This is a genomic window from Pseudomonas sp. PIC25, assembly GCF_002286785.1.
Lineage (GTDB): Bacteria > Pseudomonadota > Gammaproteobacteria > Pseudomonadales > Pseudomonadaceae > Pseudomonas_M.
Genome location: NZ_MUJY01000169.1, coordinates 1 through 20522 on the forward strand (window position 1 = coordinate 1; position 20522 = coordinate 20522).

17 protein-coding genes, 1 pseudogene and 1 riboswitch are annotated in these 20522 nt (G+C 64.3%); all 18 genes and pseudogenes read right to left on the bottom strand.

Translation table 11 applies throughout. The annotated features are described in order from the left end of the window. Window positions 1-179 precede the first annotated feature (179 nt). The 18 genes and pseudogenes from BZL41_RS21620 to BZL41_RS21705 all read right to left on the bottom strand — a co-directional run bounded on the left by BZL41_RS21620 (window position 180) and on the right by BZL41_RS21705 (window position 20469). Window positions 180-1406, bottom strand: a complete 1227-nt coding sequence (locus tag BZL41_RS21620; RefSeq protein ID WP_095601184.1) for a type II toxin-antitoxin system HipA family toxin — start codon at window positions 1404-1406, stop codon at window positions 180-182. Continuing rightward, window positions 1406-1729 (bottom strand): helix-turn-helix transcriptional regulator, encoded by a 324-nt coding sequence (locus tag BZL41_RS21625; protein ID WP_084339530.1) that lies wholly within the window; start codon window positions 1727-1729, stop codon window positions 1406-1408. The genes BZL41_RS21620 and BZL41_RS21625 overlap by 1 nt, the downstream gene beginning before the upstream one ends. A 256-nt stretch (window positions 1730-1985) precedes the next feature. Further along, complete coding sequence (locus BZL41_RS21630) at window positions 1986-2339, bottom strand: helix-turn-helix transcriptional regulator (RefSeq protein ID WP_095601203.1); 354 nt, start codon at window positions 2337-2339, stop codon at window positions 1986-1988. 177 nt (window positions 2340-2516) lie between these two features. Continuing rightward, window positions 2517-3137 carry a GrpB family protein gene (locus tag BZL41_RS21635; RefSeq protein ID WP_095601185.1) on the bottom strand — a complete coding sequence of 207 codons (621 nt, stop codon included), beginning with the start codon at window positions 3135-3137 and terminating at the stop codon, window positions 2517-2519. 45 nt (window positions 3138-3182) lie between these two features. Next, window positions 3183-3647, bottom strand: a complete 465-nt coding sequence (locus BZL41_RS21640) for a glycine cleavage system protein H (protein ID WP_256578220.1) — start codon at window positions 3645-3647, stop codon at window positions 3183-3185. Next, window positions 3644-4012, bottom strand: a complete 369-nt coding sequence (locus BZL41_RS21645; protein ID WP_095601187.1) for a DsrE family protein — start codon at window positions 4010-4012, stop codon at window positions 3644-3646. The genes BZL41_RS21640 and BZL41_RS21645 overlap by 4 nt, the downstream gene beginning before the upstream one ends. Then, window positions 4005-4493: a GNAT family N-acetyltransferase gene (locus tag BZL41_RS21650; protein WP_095601188.1), complete on the bottom strand. Its 489-nt coding sequence runs from the start codon at window positions 4491-4493 to the stop codon at window positions 4005-4007. Before BZL41_RS21650 ends, BZL41_RS21645 begins: the two co-directional genes overlap by 8 nt. Before the next feature lie 7 nt (window positions 4494-4500). Then, entirely contained in the window at window positions 4501-5061 is a 561-nt protein-coding gene (locus tag BZL41_RS21655; RefSeq protein ID WP_095601189.1) for a DUF4136 domain-containing protein, read from the bottom strand. A 115-nt stretch (window positions 5062-5176) separates the two neighbouring features. Then, complete coding sequence (locus tag BZL41_RS21660) at window positions 5177-7063, bottom strand: TonB-dependent receptor domain-containing protein (protein WP_095601190.1); 1887 nt, start codon at window positions 7061-7063, stop codon at window positions 5177-5179. A 92-nt stretch (window positions 7064-7155) separates the two neighbouring features. Then, a riboswitch (cobalamin riboswitch) is annotated at window positions 7156-7366 on the bottom strand. Window positions 7367-7401: 35 nt separating this feature from the next. After that, on the bottom strand, window positions 7402-9291 hold the full coding sequence (gene dxs / locus BZL41_RS21665; RefSeq protein WP_095601191.1) for a 1-deoxy-D-xylulose-5-phosphate synthase: 1890 nt from the start codon (window positions 9289-9291) through the stop codon (window positions 7402-7404). A gap of 82 nt (window positions 9292-9373) precedes the next feature. After that, window positions 9374-10324, bottom strand: coding sequence for an alpha/beta fold hydrolase (locus BZL41_RS21670; protein WP_095601204.1), 951 nt, complete (start codon window positions 10322-10324; stop codon window positions 9374-9376). Window positions 10325-10329: 5 nt separating this feature from the next. Beyond that, window positions 10330-13593, bottom strand: a complete 3264-nt coding sequence (locus BZL41_RS21675; RefSeq protein ID WP_095601192.1) for a carboxyl transferase domain-containing protein — start codon at window positions 13591-13593, stop codon at window positions 10330-10332. A 125-nt stretch (window positions 13594-13718) separates the two neighbouring features. Then, complete coding sequence (gene ispA / locus BZL41_RS21680; protein ID WP_095601193.1) at window positions 13719-14606, bottom strand: (2E,6E)-farnesyl diphosphate synthase; 888 nt, start codon at window positions 14604-14606, stop codon at window positions 13719-13721. After that, window positions 14603-14845: an exodeoxyribonuclease VII small subunit gene (locus BZL41_RS21685; protein ID WP_084339517.1), complete on the bottom strand. Its 243-nt coding sequence runs from the start codon at window positions 14843-14845 to the stop codon at window positions 14603-14605. Before BZL41_RS21685 ends, ispA begins: the two co-directional genes overlap by 4 nt. A 78-nt stretch (window positions 14846-14923) precedes the next feature. Then, window positions 14924-15694 carry a sulfite exporter TauE/SafE family protein gene (locus tag BZL41_RS21690; RefSeq protein ID WP_095601194.1) on the bottom strand — a complete coding sequence of 257 codons (771 nt, stop codon included), beginning with the start codon at window positions 15692-15694 and terminating at the stop codon, window positions 14924-14926. Between the two features lie 428 nt (window positions 15695-16122). Then, window positions 16123-17148, bottom strand: coding sequence for a substrate-binding domain-containing protein (locus BZL41_RS21695; RefSeq protein WP_095601195.1), 1026 nt, complete (start codon window positions 17146-17148; stop codon window positions 16123-16125). Between the two features lie 583 nt (window positions 17149-17731). After that, window positions 17732-18142, bottom strand: a pseudogene (locus BZL41_RS21700) (transposase); the annotation flags it as partial. Window positions 18143-18810: 668 nt separating this feature from the next. Continuing rightward, on the bottom strand, window positions 18811-20469 hold the full coding sequence (locus BZL41_RS21705; RefSeq protein WP_095601196.1) for a YfjI family protein: 1659 nt from the start codon (window positions 20467-20469) through the stop codon (window positions 18811-18813). Window positions 20470-20522: the final 53 nt, after the last annotated feature.

A 20522-nucleotide genomic window follows, 5' to 3' on the forward strand; every position in this document is an offset into this window, starting at 1 on the left:
GAACTCTGTTGCACGCATGACAGACCTCCAGAAAGGGGACGCCGTACAGTAAGTTTAGGAGCTAGCAACACTTAACGCAGACATAGCCAATGAATTCGCTCCTACAGAAGCGGTGTTTGTTCGCGAGCAGGGCTCGCTCTATGGTCGAGGTGTGGCGCGTGCGAGCCGATTCGGGCCCACTATTTCAGCAATCTGGCGCCGCTCGTGGCTGCCACGGCGGCATCCAGTTCGGCGCCGACGAGGTGTTGGGCGTAGTGGTCTTTCAATTCCTGCTCCCAGTTGGCAACTTCGTCCAGGATCGCTTCCGCTTCGCTTTTGCTCAGGGCGAAATGGAGGTGCTGGCTCAACAGGTTAGCCCTGTGGATCACGTTGCCTTCCACCCCAACCGCCATCGATAACGCCTGGGCGGGGCCTTCGTCCAACACGGGCAGCACGTCGTACATAGGGGCCAGGCGCCAGGTGCCGTCTTTCCATATCACGGCATGGTTGCGCGGGTGGTCGTCGCTGTTCCCCACCAAGGCGTTGTAGGCCATGCGCCTGAACAGTTCGCGGCGGTCGTCGTCCGGGGCGCCGCGGCGGTATAGCTCATCGGCAAGGGCTGCGTAGATCCAGCCCTCGAAGGTTTGCGATTGCCACTCGGCGTCCAGCAGGGTCAGGCCGCTCAGCATCGGTATGCGGCGGAAGCGTTTTTCTTGCTCGCTATACAGCCGGTCGAATCGTTCGACCAGCAGCGTATTGCCCCTTTCTCCGCGATGGAGGGCTGTCTTGGCGACGTTCATGCCTTTGCTGCCGGCAAAGGTCATGCAGGCATGTTCGAAGACGGGGAGATCGTAGTGGTCGAACTTGTCGCGTGGCTTCGCCAGGATCAGTTTGTGATCGCTCCGGTAGGTGCGCTTCGGCCGCGCGCCACCCGCCGAAGAGCGCTGGTCGCGAACCCGCAGGGCTTCCAGTTGCTCGGAGGTGAGCTGGCTATCGTAGACGGCCGCACACACGTCGATGAAGTGATCCAGGCCTCTGGCGTCCAGCATTTTCTGGGTTTTGTCGCCGATGCCTTGCCGGGGTGTGCGGTGTTCGCCGGCCATGATGTTGCCGGCACGGTCTTCGTTGGGGGATTTCAGCAGAAACTGAATCGGGCCGAGCTCGCCCTTGAGCGTGCGCCGCAATAGCCGTTCGCCCCAGCCGTCGGGCATGGCGTCGTCGATGAAGCCGGGTACTCCGCCATTCCGGCGGACGATGAATTTGCGGTCGGAGAGTGGGAAACGGATCGGGTCGGGTACCCAGAAGCCTTGCTCGATGGCTTCGGGCGAGTAGACGAAGGTGCCTTCCTTGCCGTCGGTCGTCAGCTTGCCCAGGGTCACGGTTTCGCCGGTAAGCGGGCATTCCATATAGATGTAGGCGCTGGCCATCAGAAGTCCTCCGACCGGCTCTTGGGCAGGCGGACGCGTTTGTCCCCGGCTGTGTCCAGGAATCGGGAGGTGAAGGCCGGGTCTTCATTCAGGCTCTGGAAAACCCGGTCGGTGATGCCCAGGGTGAACAAGGCCATCATGAAGTCGCGCAGGGATACGCCTTCGGCATTCCCAGCCTCGATGTGCCGTACGGCACGCAGGGAGATGTCTGCCTGCTCGGCCAGGTCGACCTGCCGTATGCTCAGCCGAAGCCTGGCTTCCTTTACCAGAAGGCCGATTTTGTGCAGGGTCGTGGTGCACTGGACAGGAAAGAAGCCTTTCATAAGATTGCCTGTGGTAATGCCTTAGGCTGGATAACGGTGTTCAAGATAGCATCTTATGAATCCACTCGAAATTTAAGGTTCTATTAAATACGACCTTAACTTCGATAGGGTTGCATTTAACGACATCTTAAATTTTGGTTTCTAGGGTCGATGCAGCCCTCAGGGCGGATGCTTTGAACTCCCCCTTGCGAAGGTAGGGGCATGCCTGAGTGACGGTAAACCGATTCGGTCCAGGCTGCAGTTTCAGCAATCCCTGTTATTCATTTTGTCCGGTCTTCGAGGCAGGCCGTGCGCCGCGCTTTTTGGTCATGGGGCGCGTCTCTGCCGGAAGGTTCGGGGCGCTCCTGAGCGAGCCGAGCGTCATCTTCATCCCGAACAGTCGCAGAATGCCGTTGAGGGTGTTGAGGGTCGGATTACCTCTGTCGCTTTCCAACTGGTAGAGCGCCCTCGTCGAGATTTTGCACATGGCGGCGAAGGTCTCTTGATCGAGGCCGGTCACCTCAAGGCGCAGGCGACGTATCGAGGTTCCCAACGTCTCCTTGCCCATCGCGTTCTGCTGCTGGATGTCTTCGAGCAGTTTCTGGCGCTCTTCGGGTGTGAGGATATTCATAGCAGGCCCCATTCACCCAGGCGGGTATCCAGGTTGTTCAGAGGAACCGAGCGGGCGTGCAGCACTTCTTCCGGAAGGTCTGTCAGGACGGCAGGCACGATGTCATAGACGAACGCCGGGTAGCCGGTACTCCGGATAAGCCCCTGCGCAATCCGGGGCCGGGCTGACGGTCACGCTTTACGGCTGGCCTTCGGGCATCACCGGGCCGCCTTGGTCCGGGGCGGACATGGCTGCTTGTTGGCGGCCGAGGAGGGTGGCGACGAAGGTGTCTTTGCCACGGGTGTAGGCTTCGCGGTCGTGGGGGTAACGCTCGGCCAGTTCGCGCTTGAGGCGGGCGTAGGCCTGGGCGTCTTCGGGGTGGGTGCGCAGGTAGTCGCGGAACAGCAGGTGGCGGTCGGCTTCGTCCAGGCCCATGACGTGGACGTGGTGGGTGCGGCCCTGGCCGAACGGTGGCATGCCTTTGACGAAGAACATCCGCTGGGTCGTCGGGTTGCTGCGCCAGAACTGGTAGCCAAGCGCCTCCAGTGGTTCGATCAGGCGCTGCCAGTCGGCATCCAGCGGCGGGATGAGCAGGATGTCGATGATCGGCTTGGCCGCCAGGCCCGGCACGGCGGTGCTGCCGAAGTGTTCCAGGCGCATGCCGGCGATGCCGCGCTCGGCCAAGGCGTTGCGGATGCGGGTGGCTTCTTCTTCGTAGCGCTGCGGCCACTCTTCGCGGGGGGCTTCGATGCGGATCAGGTCGTCCGCGGCGTTGCTCCATTGTTGGCCATCGAAGGTTGGGGGCGTCAGGTCGTTCATGGGGGCATCCTTGGCTGGCAACCCCTTTACTGACCGTGTCGGACGCTAGTCGGTTCGCAGCGCTTGCACGCCCTTGTCGGCGGGATCGAAACCGTCCTGGCGCATGCGTTCGGCGAAGGCCGCCATGGCTGCTTCGTCCTGGAGGAAGGCGGAGCGCTGGGTGGGCCAGTCGTCCGGGCGCAGGCGGGTCATCCAGCCTTCGCCGTAGCAGTCGCGGTTGATCAGGCCGGGGCGTTGCAGCAGGGCGTCGTTGGCTTCCAGCAGCTCGCCGGCCAGCGGGCTGCGCGCCGAGGCGGCGGCCTTGGCGAATTCCACCACGCCGAAGCTGCGCTCCGCCTCGATACGGGTGCCGGGGCGCTTGGCGGTAAAGGCGAATATCTGCCCGTAGAGCGCGCAGCCGTAGGCAGTGAGGCCGAGGGTGACGCTGCCGTCCGCTTCTTCGCGCAGCCAGAGGTTATGGGCGGGGGCATAGAGCAGCCCCTCGGGGAAGTCCAGGCCGTGCAGGTTCACAGGCTGAGCACCTTGTCGCATTCGAGGATGAGCTGTGCCAGCTCGCCGCCGCTGGCGATTTCGTCCAGTTCGTCGATCAGGGCTTCCGGGTCCAGGGCTACGCCGGGTTGGCGGCACATCAGCAGGCGGGCGCCGGCCTGCTTCGCCTGCTGGATGAAGTGCAGCACGGGTTCGCCGCCTTCCACGGCACGCAGGCTTTCCGCGACGGTGCGCTGGGCTAGCTGGGTGGCTTCGCCGGTGAGGTAGAGGGTGACGTCGGCGTCCATGCAGGCGAGCAGCGTGGCGATGTGGAAGGGCGCGGCGCAGCGCGCGGGCGTGCTCGGGCCGCTGGCGACCAGGATGAGGACCCGCTGTGCATCAGCCAAGGGCTTTCTCCATGCGGATCAGGGCGACCCGTTGTCCCTGCGGGTCGCTGCGTTCGAGCACGTCTTTCGGTGTGTAGCCGAGCCGGGCATACAGCAACAGTCCGGCGGCGTTGGCGTTGAAGCAGGAGATGTCCAGGCGGCGGGCGCCGAAGTGCTCGCGGGCCTGTCGTTCCATCACGCCGATAAGGTAGCGCGCCACGCCCCGGCCGCGGGCCCATGGGGCGATCATCAGGTTGCCCAAGGCGCAGCTTTCGCCAGGGTGCCATTGGTAGAAGTTGGCGTAGCCGGCCGGATGGCCGTCGAGCAGGGCGAGGGTGCTGTCGCGCCGTTCGGCGCGGGCGGCGGCGAGCTGTTCGACGGTGAGCGGCCAGGTGCCCTTGGGGTAGGCGAAGAAGAGTTCGTCCGGTGTCTGCACAAAGTCGACCACATGGCGCAGGTCGTCGTCCGTGGCAGGGCGGTGGGTGAGGGTGGGAGCGTTCACGGCGGCCTCAGTGCGGTGGGTATTGGGAGAGGACCTTCGCCACCGTTTCGCGGATGGCGGCGGCGCGCTCGTTCGGGTTCGGCTGACCGCTACGCATGATCTGCTCGCCGCTGCCGCGCCAGACCAGCTTGCCGTCCTTGCTGTCGTAGAAGTCGATCTGCAGAGTGCCGACCTGGTAGTCGAGGGTGCGCGTCTCGCTGTAGCCCGGTCCGCCCCAGTAGCCGTTCCACGGCCCGCCCCAGAAGCCGCCGTAGTGGGTGGTGACTTCGTCGCGGCGCTTGTCGACGATCAGCCAGACCTGCACCTTCACGTCCCCCGCCGCGCCAGCCGGTGCCGGGCGCAGGCCGCGCTGGTCCAGTTGCTCGGAGACTGCCTCGCGGATGCGTTGTTCGGTGAGGTCGCTCTTCAGGCGCGGGTCGTCGGGGCGGTATTGCAAGGCGGGTTCCTGCCAGCTCCAGCTGCGGTAGGCGGCGAAGTCGCGGTTGGGGTCGAAGTCCCGCTCCAGCCGGGTGGTCTGGCAGGCCGCCAGGAGCAGGAAGAGGGGCAGTAACAGCAAGCGGGAAAACATGGCACTTCTCCGGTGACGTCTTCCCCTATCCAAGCGCAAGGCGCTGGAGCGGGCAAGGGGAAAGTGGAGAAGCGGGCCCGGTGCTCCGTTCGGTGCACCGGGCAATGGCGCGCTCTTAGAGCGTGGGCGTCCAGGTCAGCGAGAGCAGGCCGGTGCGGCCCTCTTCGCGGTAGCCGTAGCGGCCATCCATCCGGCTGTAGGTGGTGCTGAAGTAGTCGCGGTCCAGCAGGTTGTCCACCTTGGCTTCCCAGCGCAGTTCCGGGGTCATCTGCCAGCCGGCGCGGACGCCCACGATGCCGTAGCCCGGCACTTCGATGGTGTTGGCGGCATCGTCGAAGCGCTGGCTGACCAATTGCCAGCAGAGCCCGGCCGAGAAGTCGCCGAACTCGCGGTCCAGGTCGAGGCTGAAGGTGCGTTTGGCGCGGCGTTGCAGCGTGTGCCCGCTGTCGCGGTCGCGCGGGTCGATGAGGCCGGCGCTGAGGCGGGTGTGCCAGCCGAACAGCGTCTGGTTCCAGCTCGCTTCGAGGCCGTTGATGCGGGCGGTGGCGACGTTCTGCGGGATGAAGTTTTCATCCAGGGTGATCATGTCGCGGATGTCGGTCCGGTACAGCGAGACGTCGAAGCTGCCGTCGTTGGCGAGCTGATGGCGCCATTGCAGTTCGTAGGTCTTCGAGCGCTCCGGTTTCAGGTTGGGGTTGGCGCTGGCGAAGCAGCCGAACGACGAACAGAAGTCCGGAAAATACAGGTCGTTGAAGGTCGGCGCGCGGAAGCCTTCGCCATAGGACAGCATCATCTCGTCCACCTCGCCGACCGGTACGCGCAGGGCGGCGTTCCAACTGTTTTCGCTGCCGAACTGCTCGTTCTTGTCGTGCCGCAGGCCCAGTTCGGTGCCGAATCCTTCGCCCTGGTAGCGATGCTGGATGAAGGCGGCCTGGTTCCAGCGCTCGGTCTCGTTGAAGGCCGTGGTGCTGTGCAGTTTGTCTTCGTACCAGTCGAGGCCGGCCAGCAGTTGGTGCTGCTCGGTGAGCTGCAGGGTGTTCTGCCAGGTGGCTGAGTCGCGATAAGTGTTGAAGGTGAAGTTGCCGAAGGGGTTGGTCGGGTCGCTGGTGTCGCGCTTGTCTTCGCTGTGGCCGAGGGACAGCTTGCTGGTCCAGACGTCATTGAACCGGGCCTGGAGATAGCCGGACGCGCTGCTCAGCAGGAAGTCGTCGCTGGGCTGGCCGGAGGCGAAGGCGTTGGCGTCGTCGTACTCGGCCTGGCCGCGCTGGTCGAGTACGTTCAGGCCCGCTTCCAGGCTGTCGTTGAACTGGTGGCTGAGGCTGAAGCTCAGGGCGCGGTTGCGGAAGGCGTCGCGGTCGGCGTCGCCGCCGAGGTTGTCGCGGGTCCGGTCGATGCCGCGGGTGTCGTCCTGGCTGGCGCCAAGGTTGAAGGCGGTTGCTTCGTCACCACCGGACAACCCGAGGCTGCGCTCGAAGGTGTTGTGACTGCCGGCCGCGATCCGTAGGCGGGGCTGCAACCCGGGTTCGCCCCGGCGCGTGAAGATCTGCACCACGCCGCCGATGGCGTCGGAGCCATAGAGCGACGAGCGGGGGCCTCGGGTGACTTCGACCCGCTCGATCTGGTCGATGGCGAGGAATTCCAGGCTCGGCGTCCCGCTGGAGGCGCTGCCGATCCGCTGTCCGTCCACCAGTACCAGGGTTTGCGCGGGCGAGGTGCCGCGCAGGAACAGGCCGGTCTGGCTGCCGCGTCCACCGCTCTGCACCAGCGACGAGCCCGGCACCCGCCCCAGCAGCTCCGGTACGCTGCGTGCCTGCAGGCGCTCGATGTCCTTGCGGGTGAACACGGTGGTAGCGGCGGTGGCCTGGCGTTGCGGTTCTACCTGGCGGCCGGAAGTGACCACCAGGGCGGGGAGCTTGAGGGCGTCGTCATAGGTTTCGGGCTCGGCGGCGAAGCCGGTGGCAGGCAGCAGCGCAACGGCCAGGGCGAGTCGGGACAGTTTCATGGATCAACCTCAAAAGTGGAAAAGACTTTCGAGGAGGGCAGGCAAGGGTAGACGCAAGGCGTCGACGCTTGACGATGCTGCCCTCCGCAACATCGTTCGCAGTCGACCGAGGCAGGTCTCCGGGCTGCCGGCGCCTACGCTCCCACCTTCCCGAGCAGTGTGCTCAGTGGCGATCGGGAGCGCAGCGATCCTGGGGGATCGCGGCCGGTTACCGTTGCGGGGGCAGCGCAGGCATCGCCGGACGACTCACCTGCTTCCCTTTTCACGCCTTTGGCCTTTGCGGCCTGGGGCGACCTCGGTCAATCACGCCCGCCGCTTTGCAGCGGCGGGTAACACAATCAATCGTTCGATTCTGCCAGGCGCGCCCGCACGGCGGCTTCGATGCCGGCGGCGTCGAGGCCGCACTCGGCGAGCATCTGGGCCGGTTTGGCGTGTTCGACGTAGTAGTCCGGCAGCCCCAGGTTGAGCACTGGGACGCTCAGCCCTTCGTGGGCCAGGAACTCGTTCACCGCACTGCCGGCACCACCCATCACGGCGTTTTCCTCGACGGTCACCAGCAGTTCGTGGCTGTCGGCCAACTGGCGTACCAGGGCTTCGTCCAGCGGTTTGACGAAGCGCATGTCGGCGACGGTCGCGTCCAGCCCTTCGGCCACTTTGAGAGCATCGGCGAGCTGCACGCCGAACACCAGGAAGGCCACGCCCTGGCCCTGGCGGCGGATGATGCCCTTGCCGATTTCCAGTGGCTCCAGGCCGGGTTCGATGGCGGCGTTCGGCCCGCTGCCGCGCGGGTAGCGCACGGCGGCCGGGCCTTCGAACAGGTAGCCGGTGGTGAGCAGGCGGCGCATTTCGTTCTCGTCGCTGGGGGTCATCACCAGCATGCCGGGGATGCAGCGCAGGTAGGAGAGGTCGAAGCTGCCGGCGTGGGTCGGACCGTCTTCGCCCACCAGGCCGGCGCGGTCGATGGCGAACAGGACGTCGAGGTTCTGCACCGCGACGTCATGGATCAACTGGTCATAGGCGCGCTGGAGGAAGGTGGAGTAGATCGCCACCACCGGCTTGGCGCCTTCGCAGGCCATGCCGGCCGCCAGGGTAACGGCGTGCTGCTCGGCGATGGCGACGTCGAAGTAACGCTCCGGGAAGCGCTCGCTGAAGGCCACCAGATCGGAGCCTTCCTTCATCGCCGGGGTGATGCCCATCAGACGGGTGTCGGCGGCGGCCATGTCGCACAGCCATTGGCCGAACACGTTGGAGTATTTCGGCCCGCCGGCCTGCTTCGGCGCCGCGCCCAGGGGCTCCAGCTTGGTGATCGCGTGGTAGCCGATGGGGTCGACTTCGGCCGGGGCGAAGCCCTTGCCCTTCTTGGTGATCACATGGAGGAACTGCGGGCCTTCCAGGTCGCGCATGTTGCGCAGGGTGGCGAGCAGGGTCGGCAGGTCGTGGCCGTCGATGGGGCCGATGTAGTTCCAGCCGAGTTCTTCGAACAGGGTGCCGGGCACCAGCATGCCCTTGGCGTGTTCTTCGGTCTTGCGGGCGATTTCCCAGGCGCCGGGCAGGCGCGAGAGAACCTTCTTGCTGCCTTCGCGCATGCTGGCGTAGGTGCGGCTGGAGAGAATCTTCGCCAGGTAGTTGGACAGCCCGCCGACGTTGCGCGAGATGGACATGTCGTTGTCGTTGAGCACCACCAGCATGTCGGCTTTCACGTCCGAGGCGTGGTTCAGCGCCTCGAAAGCCATGCCGGCGGTCAGCGCGCCGTCGCCGATCACCGCCACGCTCTTGCGCTTGCTGCCTTGCAGGCGGGCGGCGATGGCCATGCCCAGGGCGGCGCTGATGGAGGTGCTGGAATGGCCGACGCCGAAGGTGTCGTACTCGCTTTCCGAGCGGCGCGGGAAGGCGGCGATGCCGTCCTTCTGGCGCAGGGTGCTCATGCGCTCGCGGCGGCCAGTGAGGATCTTGTGCGGATACGCCTGGTGGCCAACGTCCCAGACCAGCCGGTCGTCGGGTGTGTCGAAGACATAGTGCAGGGCGATGGTCAGTTCGATCACGCCGAGGCCGGCGCCGAAATGCCCGCCGGTCTGCCCGACCGTATACAGCAGGTACTGGCGCAGCTCGTCGGCCAGCACCTCGAGCTCCGCCTCGCCCAGCAGACGCAGCTGCTGCGGGGTGTCGGCGCGGTCGAGCAGCGGCGTTTCGGGGCGCTCGCGGGGAATCTCGTGGAACGTCTTGGGCATCAGGCGGATCGTTATAGGTGTAAAAGATGCGGCAGTTTACCCGATGCATACATCACAGCCCAAACGTCCCGTCGCCTAGGGGTTAGGCAGGGTAGTGACGTTCGAGAAAGTCCAGCAGTAGCGCGTTCACCCGCTGTGGCTGTTCGCCTTGCAGCCAGTGGCCGCAGTTCGGCAGGCGGTGTTGTTCCAGGCGCGGCACGATGTCGGCCATGCGCTTGAGGGTGTGGGCTTCCAGGCGGGCTACCGGGTCGTTGTCGCCGACCAGGAACAGTGTCGGCGGCGTCACCGGCTGGCCGGCGAAGGGGGCGGTTTCGTGCCAGTTGCGCTCGAAGTTGCGGTACCAGTTGAGTGGGCCATGGAAACCACGGGCGAGGCTCTGCCGGTAGGCGTCGAAGGTGTCGGCGTCGCACCAGGTTGGCAGCGGCGGGCGTGCGGGCAGGCCGTCGAACAGGCCGTGGCCGGCCGGGCGGTCGTGCAGCAGGGTTCGGTCGAGTTCGCCGAGCAGCAGGCGCAGGCTGCGTTCGATGTCGGCATCCAGCTCGGCTTCGGCCACGCCCGGTTCCTGGAAATGCAGAATGTAGTTGAAGCGTCCCGCGCTGGCTTCGCGGATGATCTCGGTGGCCGGGCGTTTCGGCCGTCCGCCGTAGGGCACCGAGAAGGCGCCGAGGGCCTGGACCCGCTCCGGTGCCCGCAGCGCCAGGTGCCAGGCCACCACCGCGCCCCAGTCGTGGCCGACCACGCAGGCGGTGTGTTCGCCCAGGGCGTCCATGGCGCCGAGGATGTCGCCGCACAGGGTCAGCAGGGCGTAGGCCTCGATTTCCCGTGGCGCGCTGCTCTGGCCGTAGCCGCGCATCTCCGGGGCATGTACCCGGTAGCCGGCAGCGGCCAGCGCGTCGATCTGCGGGTGCCAGGCATACCAGCACTCGGGGAAACCATGCAGCAGCCAGACCGGGCGGCCGTTCGCCGGGCCGGCCGAGTAGAGGCTGAGTTGGATGCCGTTGACGTCGAGCAGGCGGTGTTCGTAGTCGCGCATGGTGATCACCACGTATCGATGAAGGGGCGTTTCTTGCTGTCCCGGCGGGGCGGGCGGGGCACGGAATCCAGGCCGCGCATCAGCCAGGAACGGGTTTCCGCCGGGTCGATCACGCCGTCGATTTCCAGGTAGCTGGCCATGTTGAGGCCCTTGCCATTGTCGTAGGCCTTGGCCACCAGCTTGTCGAACAGCGCTTGGCGGGCCGCCTCGTCCGGCTGGGCCGCCAACTCCTTGGCGAAGCCCAGGCGCACCGCGCCTTCCAAGCCCATGGCGCCGAATTCGCCGGTGGGCCAGGCGAGGGTGAACAGCGACGAATGGAAGCTGCCGGCGGCCATGGCCTGGGCGCCGAGGCCGTAGCCCTTGCGCAGCACCACGGTGAAGAACGGCACCGTCAGGCTGGCGGCGGCAACGAACATCCGCGAGACGTGGCGCACCGTGCCCTGTTTCTCCGCCTCCGGGCCGACCATGAAGCCGGGCGTGTCGCAGAGCGACAGCAGAGGGAGGTCGAAGGCATCGCAGAGCTGCATGAAGCGCGCGGCCTTGTCGCCGGCCGCCGCGTCGATAGCGCCGCCCAGGTGCGCGGGATTGTTGGCCAGCAGGCCGAACGGTCGTCCTTCGATGCGGATGAGGGCGGTGATCATGCCCGGCGCGAACTGCCGGCGCAGCTCCAGCACCGAGCCGCTGTCGGCGAGGGTGCCGATGACTTGGCGGATGTCGTAGACGCGCAGGCGGTTTTCCGGGATCGCCTGACGTAGCAGGCGCTGGTCGGCGCACTGCCAGTCGTCGAGCGGGCCCTGGAAGTAGGACAGGTATTGCCGGGCCACCCGCACCGCGTCGGCCTCGTCCTCGACCACCACGTCGATTACCCCGTTCGGCGCCTGCACGCTGACCGGGCCGACCTCTTCCGGAGCGAAGCGGCCGAGGCCGCCGCCTTCGATCATCGCCGGGCCGGCCATACCGAGGGTGGCGTCCTTCGCCGCGATGATCACATCGCAGCAGCCGAGCAGCGCGGCGTTGCCGGCGAAGCAGCGGCCGGAGACGACGCCCACCAGCGGCACCAGCCCGGATAGCCGCGCCATGCCGACGAAGGTGTGGCAGTCGAGGCCGGCGACGCCGACGAAATCGGTGTCGCCCGGCCGCCCGCCGCCGCCCTCGGCGAACAGCACCAGCGGCAGTCGCCATTGCTCGGCGAGTTGCAGCAGGCGGTCGGTCTTCTTGTGGTTCATCACCCCCTGGGTGCCGGCGAACACGGTGTAGTCGTAGGCCAGCGCCATGCAGCGCGCCGCTTCGGCACCGAAGCGTTCGGCATTGACCGTGCCGGTGCCGGCCACCAGGCCGTCGGCCGGGCTGAGTTGCAGCAGTTCCTCTGCCGAGCGGCGCCGGCGCTGGGCGGCCAGGGCGAGGGCGCCGTATTCGTTGAAGCTACCGGTGTCGAGCAGGTCGGCGAGGTTTTCGCGGGCGGTGCGCTGGCCGGTCCGGCGCCGTTTCGCCACGGCTTCCGGGCGGCGCTCGTCGCGGATCAGGGCGTGGCGTTCGAGCACCTCGGCGAGGTCGGCGCGGATGTGGTCGAGGTCGAGGGATTCTTCGCTGGCCACGTCCAGGCCATCCACCTCCGCCGGTTCGAGGAACAGCAACGCGGCGCCCTCGAACAGGCTGGCGCCGGGCTCGGCGGCCAGCGCCCGGACGATGCCGCTCTGACCGGCCTTGACCACGAATTCCATTTTCATCGCTTCCAGCACCGCCACCGGCTGGCCCACGGCGACGGCATCGCCGACCTGCACGTCCAGGCTCACCAGCACGCCCTGGCTCGGTGCCGCCAGCGGCAGGCAGCCGGGCGGGGCGTCGGCCTGTCGCTGATGGGTGTTGGCGGCATTTTCAATGGGGGCGAACAGATGCGGGTGGGCCTGCGTCTGGGGCGCCAGCAGGTCGGCGATATGGCGCTCGATGAAACGGGTATCGACCCGGTTGTCCGCCAGCTCGGGCCGGCGCAGCAGGTTTTGCAAAAAGTGGATGTTGCTCGCCACGCCTTCCAGACGGAATTCGCAGAGGGCGCGGTAGGCGCGGCGCAGGGCGGAGACGTGGTCGTCGCCGTGGACGATCAGCTTGGCCAGCAGCGAATCGTAGCTCGGGGACGTGGTGTAGCCGGCGTAGCCGTAGCCATCGACACGGATGCCCGGCCCGCTCGGCGGCTCGTAGGCAATGAGGGTGCCGCCGCTGGAGCGGGTGCTGCCGTCCGTCTGCATGCTTTCCAGGTTGATCCGCAGTTGCACGGCGCTGCCACGGATCGCTGGCGGCTGCGCCAGGCCCAGTTCGTCGAGACGGGCGCCAGCAGCGAGGCGCAGTTGAGTGTGCAGCAGGTCGACGCCGGTGATGGCTTCGGTCACGGTGTGTTCGACCTGGATGCGCGGGTTGGCCTCCATGAACACGAAGTCGCCGCGCGCCGCGTCCACCAGGAATTCGAAAGTGCCGATGCCCTGGTAGTGGGTGGCTTCCGCCAGGGTCAGGGAGGCGTCGAGGATGCGTTGGTGCAGCGCGGCGTCGAGGCCGGGGCTGGGGGCGAGTTCGATGAGCTTCTGGTGACGCCGTTGCAGGCTGCAATCGCGCTCCCACAGGTGGCTGACGCGCTGGCCGTCGCCAATCACCTGTATTTCGATATGCCGGGCGTTTTCGATCAGCCGCTCGACGTAGAGGTCGCCGTTGCCGAAGGCCGTGCGCGCTTCGGACTGGCAGCGGGCGTAAGCCTCTTCCAGTTCGCTTGCCTCGCGGACTGCGCGCATGCCGCGTCCGCCGCCACCGGCCAGGGCCTTGAGCATGATCGGTCCGTCGGCGAGAAAGGCACGGGCGTCCTCCAGGCGGGTCGCCCGGTTGCTGCCAACCGCCAGCGGTACGCCGCAGCGCTCGGCCAATTCACGGGCCCTGGCCTTGTCGCCGAAGACTTCCAGCACCTCCGGCGTCGGGCCGATGAAGCGGATGCCGGCCTCGGCGCAGAGGCGGGCGAAGGTCGCATTCTCGCTGAGGAAGCCGTAGCCGGGATGCAGGGCGTCGCAGCCCTGGGCCAGGGCGACGTCGATCAGTTGGCGCATGTCCAGGTAGGCCGCCGCGCCACGTCCCGCGAGCGGCACGCTGAGATCGGCCTTGCGGGTGTGCAGCGAGCTGGCGTCGTCCTCGGCATGCACCGCCACGCTGCGGATGCCCAGCTCGGCGGCGGCGCGGGCAATGCGGACGGCGATCTCGCCACGGTTGGCGATGAGCAGGCTGGCAAAGGGCATGCGACGGACTCCGGGTGGTCTCTTCTTGTTCGAAGAGTCCAGCTTAGGAGGCCATGGAGGGATCGGAAACCAAGCCAAAGCCGCCGAATACGCGGGTATTCAGCGGTCAGCGATGGAAAGGCAGGTCAGTTGCGCCGTTCGACGATGAAGCGGGCCAGTTCGCGCAGCGGCTCGGCGGAGTCGCCGAAGACACGCAGGGCGTGCAGGGCTTGGTCGCGCAGGTCCAGGGCGTAGCCCTTGGCCGCGTCGAGGCCGAGCAGGGCGGGGTAGGTGGGTTTGTCGTTGGCCTGGTCCTTGCCCTGGGTTTTGCCCAGGGTGGCGGTGTCGCTTTCTACGTCGAGGATGTCGTCCTGGACCTGGAACGCCAGTCCGATAGCCTGGGCGTACTGGTGCAGGGCCTTCAGCGACAGTTCGTCGGCCTGGCCGCTGGCCAGGGCGCCGAGCTGCACGCTGGCTTCGATCAGCGCGCCGGTCTTGTGCCGGTGCATGGTTTCCAGGGCCTGCCGGTCCAGTTTGCGCCCGACCGAGCCGAGGTCGATGGCTTGGCCGCCGACCATTCCGGCGGGACCGGCGGCGCGTGCCAGGGCGGTGATCATCGCCAGGCGCAGTTCGATCTCGCGCGGGTTGCCGCGCGGGTCGGCGAGCACTTCGAAAGCCAGGGTCTGCAGGCCATCGCCGGCGAGGATGGCGCAGGCTTCGTCGAACGCCTTGTGGGTGGTGGGCTGGCCTCGGCGCAGGTCGTCGTCGTCCATGGCCGGTAGATCGTCGTGGACCAGCGAGTAGGCGTGGATCAGCTCCACCGCGCAGGCCGCGCCGTCGGCCCGGCCGACATCGCCGTCGAGGGCTTCGCAGGCGGCGTAGACCAGCAACGGACGGACCCGCTTGCCGCCGTTGATCACGCTGTAGCGCATGGCCTGGTAGAGACGCTCCAGCTCCGGGCGGGGCGGCTGGAACAGGTTGGCCAGGGCGGTATCGACACGCGCCTGGCAGCGCGCCTGGTAGGTCTCGATCATGCGTCGGAATCCGTCTCGAAAGGCGCTTCCTCCAGCTCGCCGTCGCGTTCGAGGAGAATCTGCACCTTCTGCTCGGCCTGGCTCAGCGCGGCCTGGCAGTCGCGGGTCAGGCGGATGCCCTGCTCGAAGGCAGTCAGCGAGTCTTCCAGCGACAGTTCGCCACTCTCCAGGCGCTCGACCAGGGCTTGCAGGTCGGCGAGTGACTGTTCGAAATCGAGGGCGGCTTTCTTGCGGGCCATGGCGGCGGTCTCGGCGGGTCTGGAACGGGCGCGACACTAGCAGAGCCGCGCCGGACGGGCAAATCGACGGGCGCCCGCTCAGCCCGCGAAATAGGTGGCGTAGAAGTAGTAGAGCGTCATGGCGCTGCCGACCAGGATCACGAAGGTACGCAGCAGACGCGGCGGCAGCCGTTCGCCGAGGGCGCCGCCGACGTAACCGCCTACGGTCGCGCCGACCAGCAGGATCGCCAGCTCGCTCCAGCTCACCCGGCCGGCCACCACGAAGGTCACAGTGGCGATGCTGTAGATCACTGCCGAAATGAGGTTCTTCAGCGCGTTGGCGCGGGCCAGCGGATGGCCTTCGATGGAGAAGGCGGCGAGCTGGAGGATGCCCATGCCGGCGCCGAAATAACCGCCGTAGATGGATACACCGACGTGGGCACCGATGGACAGGGGCGTGTGCGGCGGACGCTCGGCTTCCTGGCGCCGCGCCGCGAGCCAGCGGCTGAGCCAGGGGCTGGCGGCGAACAGGGCGGTGGCGGCGAGCAGCAGCCAGGGAATGAGCACGCGGAACACCGAGTCGCCGCCGGCGAGCAGCAGCAGCCCGCCACCCAGCCCGCCGAGCAGGCCGGCGATCAGCAGCGGCAGCAGGTAGCGACCCAGCGGCCGCAACGAACCGCGCGCGGCCCAGGCTCCGGCGAGGCTGGCCGGCCAGAGGGCGACGGCGTTGGTGGCGTTGGCGGTGACCGGCGGCAGGCCGGTAGCGAGGAGGGCAGGAAAGGAAAAGAAGGTGCCGCCACCGGCCAAGGCATTCATGCCGCCAGCGGCGAAGCCGGCGAGGGCCAGCAGCAGGAGATCGGTCAGGCTCATGGAGGGCTCTGCACGGAAAAGGTGCAAGCTTATCAGTTGGGCGGAGCGGTTGGTGGTCTGTATCCGTTTGGGACGGTAAACGTCCGGTAACGGCTCACGCCAGCGGAGCGGGGGGCAGCTCTGCTGGCGATGCGTCGGTGGGTCCCGGTTCGCGAGCAAGCTCGCTCCTACACATGGGGGGCCGGACCTCGGCGTGGGAGCGAACTCATTCGCGATTGGCGAAGCGTCGCAGTCACTCCATCGCGAATGAATTTCCCACAAGGTTACGTGCCCACACACTTGCCTTTGGAGCCAGCTCTGCTGGCGATGCGTCGGTGGGGCCGGTTCGCGAGCAAGCTCGCTCCTACAAAAGCGCAGCGCCGAAACCCATAGGGTGAATGTATGCGCCCAGTCCGTTAGTGCCCCTGCATAAGCGCGGCGCAGCGGGCTCAGTTCGGCCGCCAGAGGCGCAGGTAGGCGTCTTCGTAGCTGGTGTCCAGCTCGATGGTGATGGTCTCGCTCTGGCGCAGGATTTCAGTAGTGATCAGCAGCGGTTGGGCGACGAAGCCGCTGGGCGGTTCGCCGGCGAAGGCGCGGTTGAGTTCGTCCACCAGTTGCCAGCCATGGGCGCCGAGGGGTTCGGCGATGGTGGCGATCTGTTGCGACAGCCCTGAGTAGATGCGCCCCAGCGCCTTGGAGGACCCGTCGCCGGCCGAGATGAGGCGGATGTCCTTGCGCCCGAGCCGGGCCAGGGGCAGGTGCATATGGTCGAAATACACATCGTTGATCGCCAGCGTGTGGGTCCAGGCCGCGCCGAAGCGTTGCTGGAGCTGCTCGACCCGCTTTTCCACGTCCGTCGATGCCCGGGAAATGGCCAGGTCCTCGACACTCAGCACCCGGCAGTTCGGACAGGCGGCCACACGCTCGGCCATACGCCGGGCCTTGGCGGTGGCGATGGCGAAGTGACTGTCGGTGAAGATCACCACCCCGACCGGGCCATCGCCGATCACCAACTCGGCGGCCATGTCCGCGACCACCTGCGGATCGGTGGTGACGTTGCTGAACAGCCATTCGTTCGGGCCCGGATGGTCGCCGGCGTGCCAGCCCACCACGGGAATGTCGCGCTGCTGGAGGAGTTCGGGGGGCGTACCCAGTGCGGCCAGCCCGAAGCCTCCCAGCACCACGCCGTCCGGCGCCTCTTGCAGGGCCTGGTCAGCGATACGCCGTAGCTCGTCGGCATCGCCCCGCCCGTCCAGCGCCCGCACCTGCCAACCGAGCAGCTTCGCCGCGCGCTCGAAGCTCCGGTACACGCCCACCACGCCGCCGTTGCGGAAGTCGGAGGCGAGGAAGATCACTCGCTTGTCCGACACCGCCGCGGGCCCTTTGTCCGGGCCCGCCCACTGGCTTTGACCTACCGCCACCACCATGCCGAGCAGGCAGGCGAACAGCACATGACGTACGGCACCGAGTTTCATGACAGCCCTCTCTCGCCGGGGTCGATGCCACGGCTGTACTCGTCGGAGGGGCAGTGGCTTTAGCTGTTAAGAATAGTGGCAAGTAGCGATCATTGCGTTGCGACTTTGGGAGGTTTCACTGCCAAGGGGCAGGCGAACTGGCGATAGCGGTAGATTTGTGCGGATACAGATCGTTGCCTCCGGACGACTGGTAGCCGCCCCAATTTCTTGCGGCAATAAAAAAGCCGGCTTGTGGCCGGCTTGTATTTTGTCATAATCTTTTGATTTATAAGTGGTATTTTGTTTATTAAATTTCTAGACCCACACTTTTACCCACACTTTGCTTGGCGTTGACAGTGCAGCATGCCGTATACCGCTTTGATGGCATGTTACGGACGCGGTTGGCCATTCCAGGCGGCAGGCAAGTAGGCACTAAAAAGTAAGCTGATAATCCTTGTGAGCCGAACGCGGGAGCAGGCGCTGTGACGTTAGCGCTTGGAGCGGCTCGTATATTTCCTGATTTTCTGGTGGCCGCTTAGTATCGAACGAGCCACTGAAGCTGAAGATGTAGAGTGCCGCCAGAGCGAGGTCTGCGGCTCGTCTAGATGATCAACTCCTTACGCAGCTCGCCGACCGGCAGGGCGTAGATCGCGTTGTAGATCGTCTCGCGACAAACGTAGGCATCTCTGAGATTGGGTATGTTCATACTGCGCAGCTTGCCGGCAATCTGTTCGGGAGACAAACGCTCACGCAGCATGTGGGCCACCAGTTCGAAGCGCTCACTGCCCGGCAGCAGTTTTCGCATCGGTCGAAAAACCTCGCGGCGGGCCTGCATCTATTGCTGGGCAGCGCGGGCCGAGTAGGTACCGCAAGCCCCTCGATTGCGGCGCAGCTCCCGGCTGATGGTCGAAGGGGATCGGTTGATCAGACAGGCAATCTTGCGCAGGCTGAAGCCCTGAGCATGACCGATTTGAATGGTAGCGCGTTCTTCGACGCTGAGTTCGTGATAGGACAGGGCAGCACCTTACCGGAGTGGTCAGGTGTTGCACTCATTTTCGCCGCCGCCGAGTTAAGAGCCCGGAAGATCTATTGTCTCTTGCCTTGGCGATCAATGCGCTTGCCATGGCTGCTGTGACCACCAAGATCCAGCGGATTTTTTGACCACCCAAGGTCTGCGGCTGCGTTGATAGCAAAACAGCAACTTCGGGTTTGATGTTGGTTCGCCAAAAATTGGAGGAATTGTGAATACTGTTATTTAGGGGGTGAAAGGTCGTTGTGCTGCCTTACTATATTTCTGAATTGTTGTAGCGCTCTGTCATTGGTTAATAGCCGATACGGCTTACACGGTTGGTCGTCATGCTTAGTGCGCGTAGTTCGTTGATGGGTTTGTTTTTGGATAATTGCAATATTGAAATGTTATAATGTTTCTTTTTGATTAAATTTTTGAGGGAGGTGCAGCGAGACTGCTGCCTGAAGATTTTATTTCGTCAGTGTTCTAATATTAAAGAGAGCCCCTGGTGGTTGTTCGCATAGTTGGCTTAATCTTTGAGGGATTTATATTGGGGTATCTCGCATATTCAACTGACGGTAACCCAACCTCCAAAGTGATTAGTGAATAGCTGGAAGTCACCGTGCCGTAGTCTTCAAAATGGTGCGAGTGTACAATGCTCGCAAAGCACACGGTTAATTCTTTGGCCTTATGTAGAAGCCTGCTCTTAAAAAGGTAGTGTTGAAAGTAGAGCCGCTAGGGATTTTTTCCATAGATATAAGCACTTGCTCCTGGAATAATGGAAGTTCTTTAATCGTAATGAAGTCGCCGTTCCTTAGTTTAGGATTTTCCGTGAGTAATATCGACTCCTGGAATTCATAGCGGCCTCCAATCTTTTCAATGTGCCCTAATTTGGTCAGCAACTCAATGGCGGCCTCTAGGCGCTCGGCATTGGCCCGTCCTCTTAGGCTGCTAGGTCCGTACTGTTTTACTTGTGTTAATGTAAAGGTCGTTTTTACTCCTTTTATCAGATTGTCAGGCGGTGACAATCTTTTGTTGTGTGAGTGTTTTTCAGGGTTTTCTGATTTATAGGCAACTTTCAGTAGGTAGTAAGCCAAATGGTTTGCGTCAGTAATAATCTGCGGCTCGTTGGCCAGATGCTTGATGAAGTGCCCTGAACATTTCTGAGCGAATTTCCAGCAGAACTCCAAAGTGGAGTGGTCGATTTCGATGTTGTTCTCTGAGTTGCGTTCGAAAGTATGCAGTACGGCTGCAAGGCGGCTGGCGTTTTCCAGTAACTTGGAGGCATGATCCTTAAGGTAGTGATAAGGGCCGTTTTCCCGCATCTGCTGTTCCAGATTTCGGTTGCACTGGAACCAGAACTCCTTTGCTTTCTCTGAAAAAGACAGCACTTGACGTTCAGCTGGTGTGATGGGGGGCAAACACTCGCGAATGCGGTTATTGAAGGCTTTTTGACGAGGTAACTCAGATAGTGTTCGATCAATACGTTGGCCGGCCATTGGGCGGGGTTTTGCGACCAGGAAGCGTGCGAGAAAGCCTGTGCCGCGAGCTTCTTCGCCACGCTTGCTCATGAAGCGGCTGATTACGCTCGGTTGTGCCATTAGCGATAGGGTAAGGCGGGCATTTTGGAGAATGAAGCCTTCTCTGGAAATGCGGTCAACGATAACGCTGTTGCCATCCCACAGGGTATTGAGTTTGTCGAGCTCGCCCAGGGCCTTGCCGCTGAAAATACTGTTGGCTTCGCTAGTCAGCAGGCAACCATTGGGGGCGTTTTCGTAAAGCATCTGCACAAGGGCCTGAGGGGTCGTGTCTTCATAAAGAAACTTGTTCGAGCGAGCAGGCTGCGGCTCAGCTCTGGCATGCTCAGCGACTTCCTCCAGAGCTGCTTGAGTGATGGCGTCGTCTTCTTGGGTTGCGCATTTGCTGTACATGCGTTCCAGATGTCGTCTGCGAGTGCTCCATAACTGGTATTTGACTCGGTGCTCCACTGCAGCGGTCTGGTTTGCGCGATACGCCGCATCATTTAGGTCGTTGATTGCCTCAAAGAAATAGTTCTGCGTGGTGGTCTTGCGCTCACCAGACTCGGCGATGGTCAGCAGCATCAGTGAGGTTGGCACTTGGTGGCCGGTAGGCATTTGTACATCGACAAGCCCCTGGCAGGCGGTGGCCATGGCCCCGAAGGCGCACATCGTTGCCATTTCAGGGGAAACCTGTAGCTCTCGGACGGCCTCTTTCACTGCAGCCTCTACCAGGCTGCCTTCTTGGTAGGAGGGCCAACCCTCCTGATCGGTAAGTGCTCTAGCACCAGTAGATACTGATTTTTCATCATTCATGTTGTTAATTTTTCCCTGCTATTTTCGCTAGAATATAGCGAAAATAGCAGATT